Here is an 18,122-nt window from a genome sequence, read left to right on the forward strand (position 1 = left end):
CCACGGGAATTAACGGCGGCCGAGCAACCCGACCCACTGCACCAGCAGCGCTTCAAGCAGCAGCACGCGGTTGAGGTTGGCTTTGCCGAGTACCTTCTGGCGTTGGGCGAGGATCCAGTCCTGGATCGTCAGCACCTTGTCCTGGGCGCTTTTCTGCGCCAGGTATTGCACCACCTTGCGCATGTCCGGCAGGCCCAGGCCTTGTTCGTCCTGGGTCAGCTGGTAGCGCAGGATCAAGCTCGACCAGTCGCAGAACCAGTCGAACAGCAACAGCAGGGGAATATCCTTCCAGGCGCTTTCCGCCAGCTGAGTGGCGGACACTTCCTGCTTGATCAGTTTCTTTACGCCATCCACCACCAGCGCGCGTTGCTCACGCACGCCCTGGGCCTGCAGCTTCACCGCCGCCAACGGCGAGCCAGCCGCCAGGGTCAGCAGCTCGACGCGCTCGTCCTCGGTGCATGCCGGCAATGCCTGCGCCAGCCACTCAAGGCTCATGGCCTCGCTCGGCAGCGGGCATGCCTGCTGCACACAGCGGCTGCGGATGGTCGGCAACAGACGGCTGGACTGGTGGCTCACCAGCAGCAACACGGTATCGCCGGACGGCTCCTCCAGGCTCTTGAGCAAGGCGTTGGCGGCGTTGATGTTCATCGCCTCCACCGGCTCGATCAGCACCACCTTGCGCCCACCCATCTGCGCGGTCTGCACCACGAAGCTGACGAGGTCACGCACCTGGTCGACCTTGATCGCCTTGTCGGCTTCCTCGGGCTCCAGCAGGTAGTTGTCCGGGTGACTGCCGGCCTTGAGCAACAGGCACGACTTGCACTCGCCGCAGGCTTCCAGGTTGACCGGGCGCTGGCACAACAGGCTGGCCATGAGTCGCTCGGCCAGGTCACGTTTGCCGATACCCACCGGCCCATGCAGCAGGTAGGCATGAGCGTGCTGGGCACGGCCGGCCAGTTGCTGCCACAGGCTGTCCTGCCACGGGTAGGCTTCAGCCACGGGCGCGCTCCAGCAATGTTGGCAGCAGGGCATCGATGGCTTGCTGCACCTTGACCAACGGCTGGGCGGCATCCAGCAGGTGATAACGCGCAGGCTCGGCGGCGGCGCGCGTGAGGAACGCAGTACGTACGGCATCGAAGAAGGCCTGGCCTTCCAGCTCGAAACGGTCCAGGCGGCCACGGGCACTGGCGCGTGCCAGGCCCACTTCCACCGGCAGGTCGAACACCAGGGTCAGGTCCGGGCGCAGGTCGCCCTGGACAAAGGTTTCCAGGGTGGCGATACGCTCCAGGGACAGGCCCCGGCCGCCGCCCTGGTAGGCATAGGTAGAGTCGGTGAACCGGTCGCAGATCACCACCGCACCGCGTGCCAGGGCTGGGCGAATCACTTCGGCCAGGTGCTGGGCACGCGCCGCGAACACCAGCAGCAGCTCGGTATCCGGGTTCATCTGCTCTTCACCTGGGGCCAGCAACACCTCGCGGATACGCTCGGCCAGCGGCGTGCCGCCGGGCTCGCGGGTCAGCACCACCTCGATGCCTTCGCTGCGCAAACGCTCGGCCAGGTAATCGCGGTTGGTACTTTTGCCGGCGCCTTCGGGGCCTTCCAGGGTAATAAACAAGCCAGTCACAGGCAGTCCTTAGTCAGAATTATTGCGGGCTTTGCGGCGCGGCGGTGCCCGGCATCGGTTCGGCCGGTTTTTCAACCGGCGCCTGCTCGGGCGCGTCCGACGAAGGCGCCGCGTCTTGCGCAGGCTTCACCACCGGTGCCGGGCTGGACCGGTAATCGGCACGGCGCTTGAGCTGGAACTCACGCACGGCGGCATTATGCGCATCCAGGTCATCAGAGAAAATATGGCTGCCGTCGCCCCGTGCGACAAAATACAGGCTGCTGCCCGGCACCGGGTTCAGCGCGGCATGGATCGCCTCGCGGCCGACCATGGCGATCGGCGTCGGCGGCAGGCCGGCGACCATGTAGGTGTTGTAGGGGTTGGCTTCCTTGAGGTGGGCGCGGGTCAACTTGCCGTTGTAGCGTTCACCCAGGCCGTAGATCACCGTCGGGTCAGTCTGCAATAGCATGCCAACCTTAAGGCGCCGCACGAATACCCCGGCGATCTGCCCACGTTCTTCGGGTACGCCGGTCTCTTTCTCCACCAGGGAGGCCATGATCAGCGCTTGATAAGGGTCAGTGTACGGCGCATCGGCAGCGCGCTTGCTCCACTCCTGGGCGAGTACATCATCCAGGCGGTTGTAGGCTTTTTTCAGGAATTCGACGTCGGTCATGCCACGCACGAAGCGGTAGGTATCCGGGAAGAACCGTCCTTCGGGAAACACGCCGGGGTGGCCGAGCTTGTCCATGACTTCGCTGTCACTGAGCCCCGAGAGGGTCTGCACGATCTTTTCATGCTTGGCCAGGGCCGAGCGCACCTGGCGGAAGTTCCAACCTTCGACCAGGGTCAGGCTGTACTGCACCACTTCGCCACGCTGCCACAGGCCGATCAAGCCCTGCGCCGTCATGCCGGGCGTCATGCGGTACTCACCGCTGTGCAGTGGCTGGCCGTCGAGGTTGAAGCGCCAGTACAGGCGCAACCAGAAGGCGCCCTCCAGCACACCGTCGGCTTCCAGGCGATTGAAGGTACCGGTGGGGGTCGCCCCTGCCGGTACGTCGAGCAATTGCTCCTGGGTCAGGTTCAAGGGCTGCTTCAAGGCAGCGTCGAACTTCCAGGCCGAATAGCCCAACAGCAAAGCCGCCGAGAACAGACCAATCAGCAGCAGTACAACCAGTTTTCGTATCAACTCAAATTTCCAATAGCGCGCGAACAATGCCCTGCAGTTTACGGGTGAGCGGCCCAACCGACCAGCTCATCGCAGCGTACCCGCGCACCGGCCAAATGCCATAAACGCTGTTGCACACAAAGACTTCATCGGCTTGCTGCAGTTGCTCAAGATCGATGTCGGCCACGGCCACCGGGATGCCCAGGGTCTGTGCCTGGGCCAGAATCTCGGCGCGCATGACCCCGGCAACCCCACAACGGGTCAGATCAGCGGTTAGTAACAAGCCGTTGCGCACCAGGAAAACATTGCTGAATACCCCTTCGATGACACGACCGGACATGTCCAGCATCAAGCCTTCGGCATGCTCGGTATCCTGCCATTCGGCGCGGGCGATCACCTGCTCCAGGCGATTGAGGTGCTTGAGACCGGCCAGCAATGGCTGCTCGGCCAGGCGCGTGGCACATGGAAACAGGCGGATGCCGTCCATTTCATGGGCGTGGGGATAGGTCGCGGGCGGACTGCCCTGCAAGATGCGGCGCACGGGTACGCCAGGGTTGATGCCGTAACCGCGCAGGCTGTCGCCACGGGTCAGGATCAATTTGAGAACACCGTCACCCAAGGCGGCGGCATAGGCCAGCACTTCGCTGCGGATCAATGCATGATCCGCAACCAAGGCGAGGCGCCTGCACCCCTCATCGAGCCGGTGCAGGTGACGGTCGAGCAGCAAGGGCTGCCCGGCCTTGACCGCGATGGTCTCGAACAGTCCATCGCCATACGCCAGGCCGCGATCTTTCAGGGGCACGCTGTCCGCTGGCTGACCGTCGACCCAGCTGTGCATCACTCGGCGAACCGGCGGAACACCAGGGAACCGTTGGTGCCGCCAAAACCGAACGAGTTGGAGATCACCACGTCGATCGGCATGGGTTGCGCTTCGTGAGGCACGAAGTTCAGGTCGCAGCCTTCGTCCGGCTCATCCAGGTTGATGGTCGGCGGAGCGACCTGGTCCTTGATGGCCATGACGCTGAAGATCGCTTCGACCGCGCCTGCCGCACCCAACAAGTGGCCGGTCATGGACTTGGTGGAGCTGACCGCCAGCTTGTAGGCATGCTCGCCGAACACCGACTTGATGGCTTCGGCTTCCGCCAAGTCGCCCGTCGGGGTCGACGTGCCATGGGCGTTGATGTACTGCACCTGGTCCGCATTGACCTTGGCATCGCGCAGGGCATTGGTGATGCAACGCGCAGCGCCGGCACCGTCGGACGGTGGCGAGGTCATGTGGTAGGCGTCGCCACTCATGCCAAAGCCGATCAGCTCGGCATAGATGGTGGCGCCGCGCGCCTTGGCGTGCTCCAACTCTTCCAGCACCAGGGCACCGGCACCGTCGGACAGCACGAAGCCGTCACGACCCTTGTCCCACGGACGGCTGGCACGGGTCGGTTCGTCATTGCGCGTCGACAGCGCACGGGACGCGCCGAAGCCGCCCATGCCCAGGCCACAGGCGGCCATTTCGGCGCCGCCGGCGATCATCACGTCGGCTTCGTCATAGGCAATGTTACGCGCGGCCATGCCGATGCAGTGCGTGCCGGTGGTGCACGCCGTGGCGATGGCGTAGTTAGGCCCCTGTGCGCCCAGGTGGATGGACAGGAAACCGGAAATCATATTGATGATCGAGCCCGGTACGAAGAACGGTGAAATTCGACGAGGGCCGGAATCGTGCAAGGTGCGGCTGGTTTCTTCGATATTGGTCAAACCGCCAATACCTGAACCCATGGCCACGCCGATGCGATCACGGTTGGCGTCGGTGACTTCCAGGCCGGCGTTACGCACTGCCTGAAAACCGGCTGCCAGGCCGTATTGAATGAACAGGTCGAGTTTGCGGGATTCTTTTACCGAGAGATATTCCTCGACGTTGAAACCCTTTACCGAGCCGCCAAAACGGGTGGAATAGGCAGAAAGGTCCGTGTGTTCGATCAGACCAATACCACTGTGGCCAGCCAGAATGCCCTGCCAACTGCTTGGCACATCCGTGCCCAGTGGCGACAACATACCCATACCGGTGACTACGACGCGTCTACGCGACACAGCACTCTCCTTTTTCTAATGACGACACTTTTGCTTCAGCGCGTACTTTTCATCAGGGCTAAAGAAAAAACCGCACGCCGTTACAGCAGTGCGGTTTTTCCCTGACAGCAAGCGACGACTACAAACTATTACGCCTGGTGGCTAGTAACGTAGTCGATAGCAGCTTGAACAGTAGTGATTTTTTCAGCTTCTTCGTCCGGGATTTCGGTCTCGAATTCCTCTTCCAGAGCCATCACCAGCTCAACGGTGTCAAGGGAATCGGCACCCAGGTCTTCTACGAAGGAAGCAGTGTTGACCACTTCTTCTTCTTTAACGCCCAGTTGCTCGGCGACGATTTTCTTGACGCGCTCTTCGATGGTGCTCATACCTTGTTTAACTCCTAATGGACAAATTCAGGCAGCTGGCCAGTGGGTAAGTGTATAGAAAGCCTTTTCAGCTTTTCAACTGAAAGCTTCACCCAGTACCCGGTCGGCCACCTGCCTATAAATTAAGTTGCAGCTTTATAACGGATTTTAGACAGCTCGTATGACATTTTTTTGAAGCGATCCGTCACAATTTAACTCATGTACATCCCGCCGTTCACCGGGATTGTAGCCCCAGTCACGTATGCCGCACCGTCGGATGCCAGGAAAGTGACCACATTCGCGATCTCTTGAGCCTGACCCAGACGGCCCAGCGGAATCTGCGTCAGCAACGCTTCACGCTGTGCTTCCGGCAGTTCGCGGGTCATATCGGTGTCGATGAACCCTGGGGCCACCGAGTTGACCGTAATCGACCGCGAGCCGACTTCACGTGCCAATGCACGGCTGAAACCTTCCAGACCGGCCTTGGCGGAGGCGTAGTTTACTTGGCCTGCGTTGCCCATGGCACCCACTACGGAGCCAATATTGATAATTCGGCCCCAACGCGCCTTGGTCATGCCACGCAAAACGCCCTTGGACAGGCGAAACAGACTGTTCAAGTTGGTGTCGACCACGTCGTACCACTCGTCGTCTTTCATGCGCATCATCAGGTTATCGCGGGTGATACCGGCGTTATTCACCAGAATCGCCGGCGCGCCGAACTGTGCGGTGATCTCAGCCAGTACGGCAGCCACGGACTCATCGCTGGTCACGTTCAGCTCAAGGCCGGTGCCTTGCACGCCGTTTTCCTTCAGGGTCGCGGCGATACGCTCGGCGCCCGAAGCGGAAGTGGCAGTGCCGATCACAACAGCGCCCTGACGGCCCAGTTCCAGGGCGATCGCCTGGCCAATGCCACGGCTAGCGCCGGTAACCAGTGCAACTTTACCTTGCAGACTCATGCAGGCTTCTCCTAAGTGCGGAAATCAGGCCAGTGCCGCGCGAGCGGCAGCGAAGGCATCCGGGGTATTGAGGTTGGCGGTCGACACACCGTCGGCGCAACGTTTGTTGAGGCCGGCCAGGACTTTGCCCGGGCCGCACTCGACCAGCTCGGTGGCGCCATTGGCCGCCAGGGTCTGGACCGACTCAACCCAGCGTACGGGCTTGTAGAGCTGCTCCAGCAGGTCGCGCTTGAGGGTGTCGAGGTCGGCGGCCACGGCTGCGCTGACGTTCTGCACCAGCGGGATCTGCGGCGCCTGCCAGTTGATGGCGGCGATGGACTCGGCAAAGCGCTCGGCAGCCGGACGCATCAGCTCGCAGTGCGATGGCACGCTCACCGGCAACGGCAAGGCGCGCTTGGCGCCACGGGCCTTGCAGCCTTCGATCGCACGCTCAACGGCAGCCTTGGCACCCGCAATCACCACCTGGCCAGGGGAGTTGAAGTTTACTGCGCTGACGACTTCGCCCTGGGCCGCTTCGGCGCAGGCTTCGATCACGACGGCATCGTCCAGGCCCAGGATCGCGGCCATGCCGCCCTGCCCGGCCGGAACGGCTTCTTGCATCAGTTGGCCACGACGCTCGACCAGCTTGACCGCTTCACCGAGGGTCAGGCTGCCCGCCGCCACCAGGGCGCTGTATTCGCCCAGGCTGTGACCGGCCACGAATGCCGGACGCGCGCCACCTTCCGCCAGCCACAAGCGCCACAAGGCGATCGAAGCGGTCAGAATGGCCGGCTGGGTTTTATCGGTTTGATTGAGTTGCTCTTCCGGCCCTTGCTGGGTCAGTGCCCACAGGTCGTAACCGAGGGCGTCGGAAGCCTCTTTAAAGGTGTCCAGGATCAGCGGGTACTGCGCGCCCAGCTCGGCCAACATGCCGAGGGACTGCGAACCCTGCCCTGGAAAGACGAATGCGAGGGATGTAGACATGTAACAAGCCCCTAATGATCTGGTCGTCAAAAATGCGCACTCCTACGGTGGGAGCGCACGAAACTGACAGATTGGATGGTCAATTGAACTGGCCGGTCACATTTAAGCACTCCCGGGCCGATTCGCCTAAGGCAACAGGTCCTCTAGACGGCCATGCAAGCGTTGCGGCAGGTTTTCCTGGATCTCGATCAGGGCCCGCGCAATCGCGCTTTGAAAGCCTTCCACGCCGGCCGAGCCATGGCTTTTCACCACAATGCCCTGCAACCCCAGGAAACTCGCGCCATTATGCCGCGCCGGGGCCAGGTCAGCCTGCAGGCGGCGCATCAACGGCAGCGCCAGCGCGCCAACCAAGCGCGAGGCCAGGCTCTGCTTGAACAGTGCTTCGATACGCGTGGCGATCATGGTCGCCAGGCCTTCGCTGGATTTGAGCAGGATATTGCCGACAAATCCGTCGCACACCACCACGTCCGCCTCACCGCGATACAACCCGTCACCCTCGACAAAACCGATGTAGTTCAAGCCGCGCGCACCTTGCAGCAACGTGGCGGCGAGCTTGACCTGCTGGTTACCCTTGATGTCTTCGGTACCGATATTCAGCAAGGCAACGCGCGGACGCGCCACGCCAAGCGCCTCGGCGGCCACCGAGCCCATCACGGCGAACTGCAGCAGATGCTCGGCGCTGCAATCGACGTTTGCGCCCAAGTCCAGCAACTGGCAGTAGCCCTTCTGCGTCGGAATCGCCGCCACCATCGCGGGCCGGTCAATGCCGGGCAGCGTCTTGAGCACAAACCGCGACAACGCCATCAAGGCCCCGGTATTGCCGGCACTGACGCAGGCTTGCACCTTGCCATCACGCAGCAGCTCCAGGGCTACCCGCATCGAAGAATCAGGCTTGCCACGCAAGGCTGCCGCTGGCTTTTCATCCATGGTGATGGTTTCGCTGGCTGGCGTAATCGTCAGGCGCGCGCGATCCACCGCCGGATGGCTGGCAATCAGTTCTTCAAGTAAGGAGGGTTGACCGACAAGGGTCAGGTGCAGCGAGGGTGTTGCAGACAGGCTGGCAATGCAGGCCTGAACAATGCTGCGGGGACCGAAGTCCCCGCCCATTGCGTCTATCGCGATGACTAGAGCAGACAAGTGATTACTCGTCAGCGCCCTTGTCGATCACTTTACGGCCACGGTATACGCCTTCTGGCGATACGTGGTGACGCAGGTGAACTTCACCGGTGGTCTTTTCTACGGACAGGGTGCTAGCCTCGAGAGCGTCGTGCGAACGGCGCATGTCACGGGCGGAGCGGGATTTTTTGTTCTGCTGAACAGCCATAATTGATTAACTCCTAAACGTTTGGGTCACGCTTTAACTGCGCCAATACACTGAACGGGTTGGACCGCGTTACCTCGTCCTCGCTCGGTTCGGGCTCGTCATCGAGGCCCGCCGGCTGCTGGCATTCTTCCGGATGATGAGCAGGCACAATGGGCAAGGCGAGCAAAAGCTCCTCCTCGATCAGTGCATGCAGATCCAAAGGATCTTCGCCCAGTTCCAGCACGTCATAACCTTTCGGCAACGACTGGGTATTCGCACCCTCCTTCACCACAGCATAACTGCACTCGCTGTGGATCGGCAGGGTGACCAGCTCAAGACAACGCTGGCAAACCATTTTGACTTCGGTGTCGATAAAGCTGTGAATGACCACAGATTTACGTTCATCTCGTTCAAAAACGAATTTGGCCTGCACCGTACCGACAGTGTCGGAAAGCGGGTCGCAGAGTCTCTCCAAATCGGCCAGCAGCAACTCACCTTGAAGGGAGGTGCCACGATCAGCCAATTTGCGCGGGTCAACGTGAGGTGGAATCGGGTCATTCAACATAGGCGCAGCATTATAGGGATGCACCCAGCCATGTCAAAGGAAATTCAGCCCTGTGCGTCAGCCGGTCGCCCCGCTAGAATCCCCCGCTGCCCTGAGGAGACGCCCATGCTGCCTTTATTACTTGCATCCAGCTCGGTTTATCGCCGGGAATTGCTGAGCCGCCTGCACCTGCCGTTCATCTGCAGCTCGCCGGATATCGACGAGAGCCACCGCGAAAATGAATCAGCCATTGAACTGGTCAAGCGCCTGGCCGAACAGAAAGCCCGCGCCCTGGCCGCCAGTCATCCCGGGCATTTGATCATTGGCTCCGACCAGGTGGCCGCGCTCGACGGCCGGATCATCGGCAAGCCCCACACCTTCGAGAACGCCCGCGAACAATTGCTGGCAGCCAGCGGTAAGCGCGTCAGCTTCCTCACCGGGCTGGCACTGCTGAACAGCGAGACGGGGCACTGCCAGGTCGATTGCGTACCTTTTACCGTGCACATGCGTGAGCTGGACGTTGAGCGTGTTGAGCGCTATCTGCGGATCGAGCAGCCATATGACTGCGCCGGGAGCTTCAAGGCTGAGGGTTTGGGTGTGAGCCTGTTCCAGAGCACCGAAGGGCCGGACGCGACCAGCTTGGTTGGCTTGCCGCTGATACGACTGGTGGACATGCTGCTGGCTGAAGGCGTCCAGATCCCTTAAGCCCACCACCAAACCACTGTGGGAGCAGACTTGCCTACGATAGCGGTGGTCCTGCCACTATCGATGTCGACTGGCCAACCGCTATCGCGGGCAAGCCCGCTCCCACATTTGAATCGATGCGCCTGCTGGATCAGCGCAGGGACGGGCCTTGGAAGCCCATGTAAAAGGCCAGCTTCTCGGCCACACTGGCACCGAGCCGCTTGGAGAAACGATCAAACGGCGATTCTTCCACCGTGAAATCCACCAACTCCTTCTCGCCAATCACATCCCGTGCGACCGAACTGGCACTGCCCAGGCCGTCGATCAAGCCCAGCGGCAACGCCTGCTCGCCCGACCACACCAGCCCGGAGAACAGCTCCGGGTGGTCTTTATCCTTCAAGCGATCGCCACGCCCTTGTTTCACGCTGGCGATGAACTGGCGATGGGTGGTGTCGAGCACGCCCTGCCAGAACTGGGTTTCATCGGCCTTTTGCGGCTGGAACGGGTCGAGAAAAGCCTTGTGCTCACCCGAGGTGTAGGTACGACGCTCCACCCCCAGCTTCTCCATGGTGCCGACAAACCCATAACCGGCCGCCGTCACCCCGATGGAGCCCACCAGGCTGGCCTTGTCGGCGTAGATCTGGTCAGCGGCACTGGCGATGTAATAGGCGCCGGAAGCCCCCAGGTCGGAGATAACGGCGTACAGCTTGATCTCCGGGTGCAGGCCACGCAGACGGCGAATCTCGTCATACACATAACCCGACTGCACAGGGCTGCCGCCCGGACTGTTGATGCGCAGGATCACGCCCTTGACCTTGGGGTCCTCAAACGCGGCACGCAGGCTGCTGACGATATTGTCGGCACTGGCGGATTCCTTGTCGGCGATTACCCCGCGCACTTCGATCAGCGCGGTGTAGTTGGCGCCACGGGTCGCGCTTTTTTCCATGTCCATCAACGGGCTGAACAGCGCCAGCATGGCGATAAGCCAGATAAAAGTCAGCAGCTTGAAGAAAATCCCCCAGCGCCGCGCACGACGCTGCTCCTGGACACTGACCAGGAGGGTTTTCTCCAGCAGCTTCCAGCTCTTGTCATCACTGCTTTCAGCCTTTTCGGGCGCTTTCCACTCGTCACTCATGCCATCAACCCCAGCAAAGACTTATTGAGCCCGGCTGAGCCAGGCCTGCAATTCGGAAAAATGATCAATCGTCAGCCTGGGCTCATATTGCTGCAAGGCTTCGGCCGCCTGGGCGCCATAGCTGACCGCCACGCTGTCCATGCCCGCATTGCGCGCCATCATCAGGTCGAAGGAAGCATCGCCCACCATCAAGGCCTGGCGTGGCGACACACCGCAATGGTCCAGGATCTGCTCCAGCATCAGAGGGTGAGGCTTGCTGGCAGTTTCATCGGCGGCACGGGTGATATCGAAATAATCTTCCCAACCATGCGCCTTGAGCACTCGGTCCAGGCCGCGACGGGCCTTGCCGGTGGCGACCGCCAGGTGATAACCCTCGGCGCGAAAGGCATCCAGGGACTGCACCACACCATCGAACAGCGGCGAAGGCGTAGCCTCCAGCGCAATGTAGTGATCGGCGTAATGATCCCGGAAAGCGACCAGCTCAGCGTCGCTGATCTCGGGGTACAAGGTGCGAATGGCCTCAGGCAAGCCCAGGCCGATAATGCCCTTGACCGCATGATCCGTGCACAGCGCAAACCCCGAACGGGTCGACGCTGCGTGCATCGATTCGACAATGCGGCCAATGGAGTTGGCCAGGGTGCCGTCCCAATCGAAAATCAGCAGTTTGTAATCAAGGTGCGACACTCAAACGCTCCACAGTCTTGGCCCACATCTCATCGACCGGAGCCTGCAGCTTCAATTCGCCGCCATCGGGCAGCGGTACCGTGAGCATGTAGGCGTGGAGGAACAGGCGTTTGCCGCCCAGGTCGCGGATTTCCTTGGAAAAATCCTCGTCGCCGTACTTGGTGTCTCCGGCGATGCAGTGGCCCGCATGCAGGGTGTGCACGCGGATCTGGTGAGTACGGCCGGTCACCGGCTTGGCCTCTACCAGGGTGGCAAAGTCACCGAAACGGCGCAGCACCTTGAACAGGGTCAGGGCCTCTTTGCCCTCCTCGTCCACTTCCACCATGCGCTCGCCGGAACGCAGGTTGCTCTTCTGCAACGGCGCACGGACGCTCTTGATCGAGCTGGCCCAGTTGCCGCGCACCAGCGCCATGTAGCGCTTGTCCACGCCATCGCCACGCAGGGCGGTGTGCAAGTGGCGCAACATGCTGCGCTTCTTGGCGATCATCAGCAGGCCAGACGTGTCGCGGTCCAGGCGATGGACAAGCTCCAGCTCCTTGGCATCCGGACGCAACTGACGAAAGGCTTCGATCACGCCAAAATTCAAGCCGCTGCCACCGTGGACCGCAATGCCACAAGGCTTGTTGATCACGATCAGCTTGTTGTCTTCGAAGACAATCGACGCCTCAAGGCGCTGCAACAAGCCCTGGGCCAATGGCACGGGCTCATCACGTTCCGGCACGCGAACCGGCGGCACGCGCACGATATCGCCCGCCTGCAACTTGTACTCAGGCTTGATCCGGCCCTTGTTCACCCGCACTTCACCTTTACGCAAGATGCGGTAAATCAAGGTCTTGGGCACGCCTTTGAGCCTGGCCAGGAGAAAATTGTCGATGCGTTGGCCGGCATATTCCGGCGAGACCTCAAGCAGCTGGACGCTGGGGGTCTGGGGGGCGGTAGTCGTCATGGCGGCGATGATAACAATTTTTTATGGAATTGAAGCACTTAATCATTGCTGCTATAGTCGCGAACGCCGCCAAAAGCGGCCTGGACAGAGGACATGCGGCAAACTGCCGGCCCTGACCATCGCAATTCATCAGGACGCGAGGCCGTCCTACGGGGCTTTCGCCACCCTGGAAGGCTCGAGATTGTAACAAGCGCAGGTGACATGAGGCCTGAAGCGAGTGCAGAAAGCAGAGTGAATACTCGCGTTTTGCGCCGATATTTACGGCCAGTTCACAAAGTGCAGTCAGTCTTGAGCCAGACCATGGCGAATGCTTCGGAAACAACGCCTGTTAAGAGCTGAGTGAGAGCGCAATCGCCCACACCTAGTCTTGTTTAGCCATGAGCGTGGACTCCCCATTGGAGAACACGGTAAATGCCAACCCGCTGCGGATTCTGCGCGCGGCAGCACCCGAATTATCAGGGATACGTGTAGGGTGGAGATGCACAACCGTCGGACCGTGTAGCACTAGGCTTATATTTAGACGCTTCATCTCGTCCACAGTCGCCGGTTGATTCCTCCTCCTGACCTTAGCTTTTGTTGAAGTGGTGCCTTTGTCACCACCGCTAACAAGCAGGACGCGTCCGTCGCGATACCGGCCCAATTGGCTCGTTATTGCTGGACACTGGAGTGGCCAACCACTCTTGACGCACCTGACACCGACCGTGAGAAGTCGTGTGTGCCGAACGCCGTTTCCGGCAGCCCGGAAACCGACGGTACAACATGAAAAGAATGCTGATTAACGCAACTCAACCCGAAGAGTTGCGTGTTGCACTGGTAGATGGCCAACGCCTCTACGACCTGGACATCGAATCCGGTGCACGCGAGCAAAAGAAGGCCAACATCTATAAAGGCCGTATTACTCGCATCGAACCAAGCCTTGAGGCTGCCTTTGTCGATTTCGGCTCCGAGCGCCACGGCTTCCTGCCCCTCAAAGAAATCTCCCGCGAGTACTTCAAGAAAGCCCCCGAAGGCCGCGTGAACATCAAGGACGTCCTGAGCGAAGGCCAGGAAGTCATCGTCCAGGTCGAAAAAGAAGAACGTGGCAACAAGGGCGCCGCCCTGACCACTTTCATCAGCCTGGCTGGCCGTTACCTGGTCCTGATGCCAAACAACCCACGTGCCGGCGGTATTTCCCGTCGCATCGAAGGCGAAGAGCGCAACGAACTGCGTGAAGCGCTGAACGGCCTGATCGCACCGGCCGACATGGGCCTGATCGTTCGCACTGCCGGCCTGGGCCGCAGCAGCGAAGAAATGCAGTGGGACCTCGACTACCTGCTGCAACTGTGGACCGCCATCAAAGAAGCCTCCCTGGATCGTTCCGCGCCGTTCCTGATCTACCAGGAAAGCAACGTGATCATCCGCGCCATCCGCGATTACCTGCGCCAGGACATCGGCGAAGTGCTGATCGACAGCGTTGAAGCCCAGGACGAAGCCCTGACCTTCATCCGCCAGGTGATGCCGCAGTACGCCAGCAAGATCAAGCTGTACGAAGACAGCGTTCCGCTGTTCAACCGCTTCCAGATCGAAAGCCAGATCGAGACCGCCTTCCAGCGCGTGGTCGAACTGCCTTCCGGTGGCTCCATTGTGATCGACCCGACCGAAGCCCTGGTGTCCATCGACATCAACTCGGCGCGTGCGACCAAAGGCAGCGACATCGAAGAAACCGCCCTGCAGACCAACCTGGAAGCGGCTGAAGAAATCGCCCGCCAATTGCGCCTGCGTGACATCGGCGGCCTGATCGTGATCGACTTCATCGACATGACCCCAGCCAAGAACCAGCGCGCCGTGGAAGAGAAAGTCCGCGAATGCCTGGAAGCTGACCGTGCCCGCGTGCAGGTTGGCCGTATCTCGCGCTTCGGCTTGCTGGAAATGTCCCGTCAGCGTCTGCGTCCTTCCCTGGGCGAGAGCAGCGGCATCGTTTGCCCACGTTGCAACGGCACCGGCATCATCCGTGACGTTGAATCGCTGTCCCTGGCGATCCTGCGCCTGATCGAAGAAGAAGCCCTGAAAGACCGCACCGCCGAAGTCCGCGCGCAAGTGCCGATTCCGGTTGCCGCTTTCCTGCTCAACGAAAAACGCAACTCGATCACCAAGATCGAACTGCGCACCCGTGCCCGTATCGTCATCCTGCCGAACGATCACCTCGAAACCCCGCACTTCGAAGTGCAGCGCCTGCGTGATGACAGCCCGGAAGCCCACAGCGGCCAGTCCAGCTACGAAATCGCCGCTGCCGCCGCCGAAGTGGAAGAAGTCCAGCCAGCCGCCGCGACCCGCACCCTGGTTCGCCAGGAAGCAGCCGTGAAGACTGCGCCAGCCCGCGCCAACGCACCGGTTCCGACCGAAGCTGCAGCCCCTGTTGCCGCGCCGGCTGCCCTGCCTGAGCCAAGCCTGTTCAAAGGCCTGGTGAAATCGCTGGTGAGCCTGTTCGCCACCAAGGAAGAGCCTGCCGCACCGGTTGTGGTTGAAAAACCAGCCTCCGAGCGCCCAGCACGCAACGAAGAGCGTCGTAACGGTCGCCAGCAGAGCCGTAACCGCAATGGCCGTCGCGACGAAGAGCGCAAGCCGCGCGAAGAACGTGCGCCGCGTGAAGAACGCGCCCCGCGTGAAGAGCGTGCGCCCCGCGAAGCCCGTGAAGAAACCCCGACCGTAGAACGTGCACCGCGTGAAGAGCGCGCCCCACGTACGCCGCGCGCTCCACGTGAAGACCGCAAGCCACGTGGCGAGCGCGAAGAACGTGTACGTGAACTGCGCGAGCCACTGGACGCTGCACCCGCCGTTGCCGGCGCTGCCGTTGTTGCTGAAGAACGTCCGGCCCGCCAGCCGCGTGAAGAGCGTGCGCCACGTGAAGAACGCCAACCTCGCGCCCCGCGTGAAGAGCGTCAACCGCGTGCCGAGAACGCTGCTGCCAGCGAAGAAGAAGTACTGACCGGCGAAGAGCAACTGCAGGAAGACGGTCAGGAAGGCGCCGAAGGCGATCGTCCACGCCGCCGTTCCCGTGGCCAGCGTCGTCGCAGCAACCGTCGTGAGCGTCAGCGTGATGCCAACGGCAACGTGATCGAAGGCTCGGAAGAGACCGGCGAAAACGCAGAAGCCGCTACCGGCGAACCGACTGGCGCCGAACTGGCTGCCGGCCTGGCCGTGACCGCTGCCGTTGCCAGCTCGGTCATCAGCGCACCTGCTGAAGCCCAGGCACACGAGCAGGCTGAACGCGCTACCGCTGCTGTTGAAGAAACCGTCACCGTGGAAACACCTGCCGCCGAGACGCCAGTCGTTGAAGCACCTGCTGTTGAAGCGCCGGTTGCTGAAACTGCAGTCGTAGAATCGCCGGTTGTTGAAGCGCCTGTTGTCGAAGCCACCACCCCAATCGAAGCGCCGGTTGTTCCGGAAGTGGAAGTTGCCCCGGTTCAAGAAGCCCAGCCAGAAGTTGAAGTGGCAACGGTTGAGCCCGCCCCAGTGGTTGAGCCTCAGCCAGTGGTTGAAGCGGTGGTTGAAGCACCGGTTGTCGAAGCAGCGCCAGAAGTACGTGAAGTCCGCGAAGTTCGTGAAGAACAGACCGCCTTCCAATGGACTGCCGAGCCTGCCGCGCCGGTTGAAGCGCCACAACCTGCCCCTGTGGTAGAAGAAGCGCCAGCCCCGGTTGCCGAAGTCGTGGTTGCCGAGCCAGCCCCAGTGGTTGAGCCTGCTCCGGTCGTTGAACCTGCGCCAGTGGTTGAAGCGCCGGTGGTTGCCGAAGTTGCCGCCCCCGTGGTTGAAGCAGCACCGGTCAGCGCGCTGACCGAAAACGGCCGTGCCCCGAACGACCCACGTGAAGTGCGTCGTCGTCGCAAGGAAGCCGAAGCCGCCGCAGCTGCTGCCGCAGCACAGGAAGCAGAGCACGAGAGCAAACCTCTCGCCTGATTCGCGCAGCGACTAAAAAGCCCCGCCTGAGTGATCAGGCGGGGCTTTTTATTGACTACGGATACACATTCAACCGTAGGAGCCGGCTTGTCGGCGCCTACAATTAGGGTGGGGAGTAATGTAAAGACTGTGGCAGGTCGACATCCCAGAGCACGCCCGGATCATCAACAGACACTTCACATACCTTCGCCTGCGCAAACAACGGCCTGGCACCACGATCACCTTTCAACGCCATCAGCCCTGGCCCAGATGCCCGGCTAAACGCCACAGGGTGCCCATACTGCCCATTCTGCACCGGCACACAGATGCCACCTGCCTCCAGCCCATCGATCACCCGCTCAACGCTGGACGAACAGATAAACGGCATATCTCCCAGCACCACCAGCCAGCCGTCCGCCGCCGCACTGGCTGCAACCGCCGCCGCAATACTGTCGCCCATGCCTGCTGAGCGCCGCAGCAAGACCTTGCAACCGTAGGCCTCTGCCAAGCGAATCACTTCAAGCCGGTCCGGTGAAGTCACCACCCAGCGCTCAACCACAGCAGCCGGCAGACTCATCAGCACCTGCTCGATCACCGGCCGTGTCACGCCATCCAGACCCACACAATCAGCCAACAACTTATCCTGGTCTACCCCCGCCACGGCACGAAAGCGACTGCCCTGCCCCGCCGCGAGCACAATTGCGGTGACAGTCACAGTCACTCAGCCACCACCGGCAATGGCTTCTTCTGCATCGGCGCCACACCGTTTTTGATCGCGACAATTTCCGCCATCAGCGACAACGCGATCTCCGACGGAGTGTGGCTGCCGATATGCAAGCCAATCGGCCCATGCAGGCGTGCGATCGCCTCGGCGGACAGCCCCAGCGCGGCGAGGTTTTCCCGGCGCTTCTGGCTATTGACCCGCGAACCCAGTGCGCCGATATAGAACGCCGATGAATTCAGCGCTGTCAGCAAGGCCATATCATCCAGGCGCGGGTCATGGGTGAGGCACACAATGGCCGTGCGCTCATCGGTCTGGATGTTGAGCACGGCTTCATCGGGCATGCCCGGCACAAAGCGGCCATGCTGCTCTTCCCAGCCGTAGACGAACTCATCACGCGGGTCGCAGATCAATACTTCGAAATCCAGCAAACGCGCCATCTCTGCCACATAGCGTGACAGTTGCCCGGCGCCGATCAGCAGCAAGCGCCAGCGCGGGCCGTAGATGGCGCGCAGGCGTTCGCCGTCGAAGGTGACCACATCGGTCTTGCTTGCGCTGGTCAAGGTGACGTCACCACTGGCCAGGTCCAGTTCACGCGCGACGATCTGATGGTCTTCGCACCGCGCCAGCAACTCTGACACCCACGCCCAATCGCGCACACGCTCTTCGGTCAGGCGCAAGGTGCCGCCACAGGGCAGGCCAAAACGCGCGGCTTCATCGCGGGTCACGCCGTAGGTCACCGACTGGACCGGCGGCCCGTCTGCAGGCAACCGGCCATCCTGCAGGCGTGCAATCAAGTCGTCCTCGATGCAACCGCCCGACACCGAGCCGATCACCACCCCATCACCTCTCAGCGCCAGCATGGCACCCGGTGGACGCGGGGCACTGCCCCACGTCTGAACAACGCTGTACAACACCACTTGCTGCCCGGCGCGACGCCATTCAAGCACGCTGCGCAGGACATTCAAATCAACACTGTCCACATAACCTCCCGCACGCGCCCCGGCGCAAATGCTCATTTGATGATCGCATGTAGATCGTGCCGCGCGGCGCAAATTTCATCCGCGAAGACCCGGT

General features: G+C 61.4%; 18 protein-coding genes. 2 read left to right on the forward strand and 16 right to left on the reverse strand.

Annotated elements, in window-relative coordinates; genetic code table 11:
- Positions 1–9: 9 nt before the first annotated feature.
- The 11 genes from KUA23_RS22955 to KUA23_RS23005 all read right to left on the reverse strand — a co-directional run bounded on the left by KUA23_RS22955 (position 10) and on the right by KUA23_RS23005 (position 8,981).
- Positions 10–999: a DNA polymerase III subunit delta' gene (locus KUA23_RS22955; RefSeq protein ID WP_252992896.1), complete on the reverse strand. Its 990-nt coding sequence runs from the start codon at positions 997–999 to the stop codon at positions 10–12.
- The gene (tmk, locus tag KUA23_RS22960) at positions 992–1,624 is read right to left on the reverse strand and encodes a dTMP kinase (RefSeq protein ID WP_078049849.1); all 633 of its coding nucleotides are present in this window, start codon (positions 1,622–1,624) and stop codon (positions 992–994) included. The genes KUA23_RS22955 and tmk overlap by 8 nt, the downstream gene beginning before the upstream one ends.
- Positions 1,625–1,643: 19 nt before the next feature.
- Entirely contained in the window at positions 1,644–2,789 is a 1,146-nt protein-coding gene (gene mltG / locus KUA23_RS22965) for an endolytic transglycosylase MltG (RefSeq protein ID WP_099493651.1), read from the reverse strand.
- 1 nt (position 2,790) lies between these two features.
- Positions 2,791–3,606, reverse strand: coding sequence for an aminodeoxychorismate lyase (gene pabC / locus KUA23_RS22970; protein WP_252992897.1), 816 nt, complete (start codon positions 3,604–3,606; stop codon positions 2,791–2,793).
- Positions 3,606–4,850 carry a beta-ketoacyl-ACP synthase II gene (gene fabF / locus KUA23_RS22975; RefSeq protein WP_068935423.1) on the reverse strand — a complete coding sequence of 415 codons (1,245 nt, stop codon included), beginning with the start codon at positions 4,848–4,850 and terminating at the stop codon, positions 3,606–3,608. The genes pabC and fabF overlap by 1 nt, the downstream gene beginning before the upstream one ends.
- 128 nt (positions 4,851–4,978) lie before the next feature.
- Positions 4,979–5,215, reverse strand: a complete 237-nt coding sequence (gene acpP, locus KUA23_RS22980) for an acyl carrier protein (protein ID WP_003175607.1) — start codon at positions 5,213–5,215, stop codon at positions 4,979–4,981.
- A 191-nt stretch (positions 5,216–5,406) separates the two neighbouring features.
- Positions 5,407–6,150: a 3-oxoacyl-ACP reductase FabG gene (gene fabG, locus KUA23_RS22985; RefSeq protein WP_005790544.1), complete on the reverse strand. Its 744-nt coding sequence runs from the start codon at positions 6,148–6,150 to the stop codon at positions 5,407–5,409.
- 24 nt (positions 6,151–6,174) lie between these two features.
- Positions 6,175–7,113, reverse strand: coding sequence for an ACP S-malonyltransferase (gene fabD, locus KUA23_RS22990; RefSeq protein ID WP_021491483.1), 939 nt, complete (start codon positions 7,111–7,113; stop codon positions 6,175–6,177).
- 126 nt (positions 7,114–7,239) lie between these two features.
- Positions 7,240–8,250, reverse strand: coding sequence for a phosphate acyltransferase PlsX (gene plsX / locus KUA23_RS22995; RefSeq protein WP_099493653.1), 1,011 nt, complete (start codon positions 8,248–8,250; stop codon positions 7,240–7,242).
- 4 nt (positions 8,251–8,254) lie between these two features.
- Positions 8,255–8,437 (reverse strand): 50S ribosomal protein L32, encoded by a 183-nt coding sequence (gene rpmF / locus KUA23_RS23000; RefSeq protein ID WP_003179396.1) that lies wholly within the window; start codon positions 8,435–8,437, stop codon positions 8,255–8,257.
- A gap of 13 nt (positions 8,438–8,450) precedes the next feature.
- Complete coding sequence (locus KUA23_RS23005; RefSeq protein ID WP_010566563.1) at positions 8,451–8,981, reverse strand: YceD family protein; 531 nt, start codon at positions 8,979–8,981, stop codon at positions 8,451–8,453.
- Between the two features lie 105 nt (positions 8,982–9,086).
- On the opposite strand from KUA23_RS23005, the gene KUA23_RS23010 reads away from it, so the two are divergent.
- The gene (locus tag KUA23_RS23010; RefSeq protein WP_078049854.1) at positions 9,087–9,665 is read left to right on the forward strand and encodes a Maf family protein; all 579 of its coding nucleotides are present in this window, start codon (positions 9,087–9,089) and stop codon (positions 9,663–9,665) included.
- Between the two features lie 130 nt (positions 9,666–9,795).
- Here KUA23_RS23010 and KUA23_RS23015 read toward each other — a convergent pair whose 3' ends face one another.
- Genes KUA23_RS23015 through rluC form a run of 3 tightly spaced genes read right to left on the reverse strand, consistent with a single transcriptional unit; the run spans position 9,796 to position 12,409 of the window.
- Positions 9,796–10,779, reverse strand: a complete 984-nt coding sequence (locus tag KUA23_RS23015; RefSeq protein ID WP_252992898.1) for a S49 family peptidase — start codon at positions 10,777–10,779, stop codon at positions 9,796–9,798.
- Between the two features lie 21 nt (positions 10,780–10,800).
- The gene (locus KUA23_RS23020; protein WP_099493656.1) at positions 10,801–11,463 is read right to left on the reverse strand and encodes an HAD-IA family hydrolase; all 663 of its coding nucleotides are present in this window, start codon (positions 11,461–11,463) and stop codon (positions 10,801–10,803) included.
- Complete coding sequence (gene rluC, locus KUA23_RS23025) at positions 11,450–12,409, reverse strand: 23S rRNA pseudouridine(955/2504/2580) synthase RluC (RefSeq protein WP_028617584.1); 960 nt, start codon at positions 12,407–12,409, stop codon at positions 11,450–11,452. Before rluC ends, KUA23_RS23020 begins: the two co-directional genes overlap by 14 nt.
- 759 nt (positions 12,410–13,168) lie before the next feature.
- Here rluC and rne point away from each other — a divergent pair.
- Positions 13,169–16,345, forward strand: a complete 3,177-nt coding sequence (gene rne, locus KUA23_RS23030) for a ribonuclease E (RefSeq protein ID WP_428847324.1) — start codon at positions 13,169–13,171, stop codon at positions 16,343–16,345.
- 103 nt (positions 16,346–16,448) lie between these two features.
- Here the strand turns inward: rne and KUA23_RS23035 are convergent, their stop codons facing one another.
- Positions 16,449–17,039: a nucleotidyltransferase family protein gene (locus KUA23_RS23035; RefSeq protein ID WP_252994308.1), complete on the reverse strand. Its 591-nt coding sequence runs from the start codon at positions 17,037–17,039 to the stop codon at positions 16,449–16,451.
- A gap of 2 nt (positions 17,040–17,041) precedes the next feature.
- A complete protein-coding gene (locus tag KUA23_RS23040; RefSeq protein WP_252992900.1) occupies positions 17,042–18,028 on the reverse strand; it encodes an XdhC family protein in 987 nt (328 codons plus the stop codon).
- Positions 18,029–18,122 lie beyond the last annotated feature (94 nt).

The organism is Pseudomonas pergaminensis (assembly GCF_024112395.2).
Classification (GTDB): Bacteria; Pseudomonadota; Gammaproteobacteria; order Pseudomonadales; family Pseudomonadaceae; genus Aquipseudomonas; species Aquipseudomonas pergaminensis.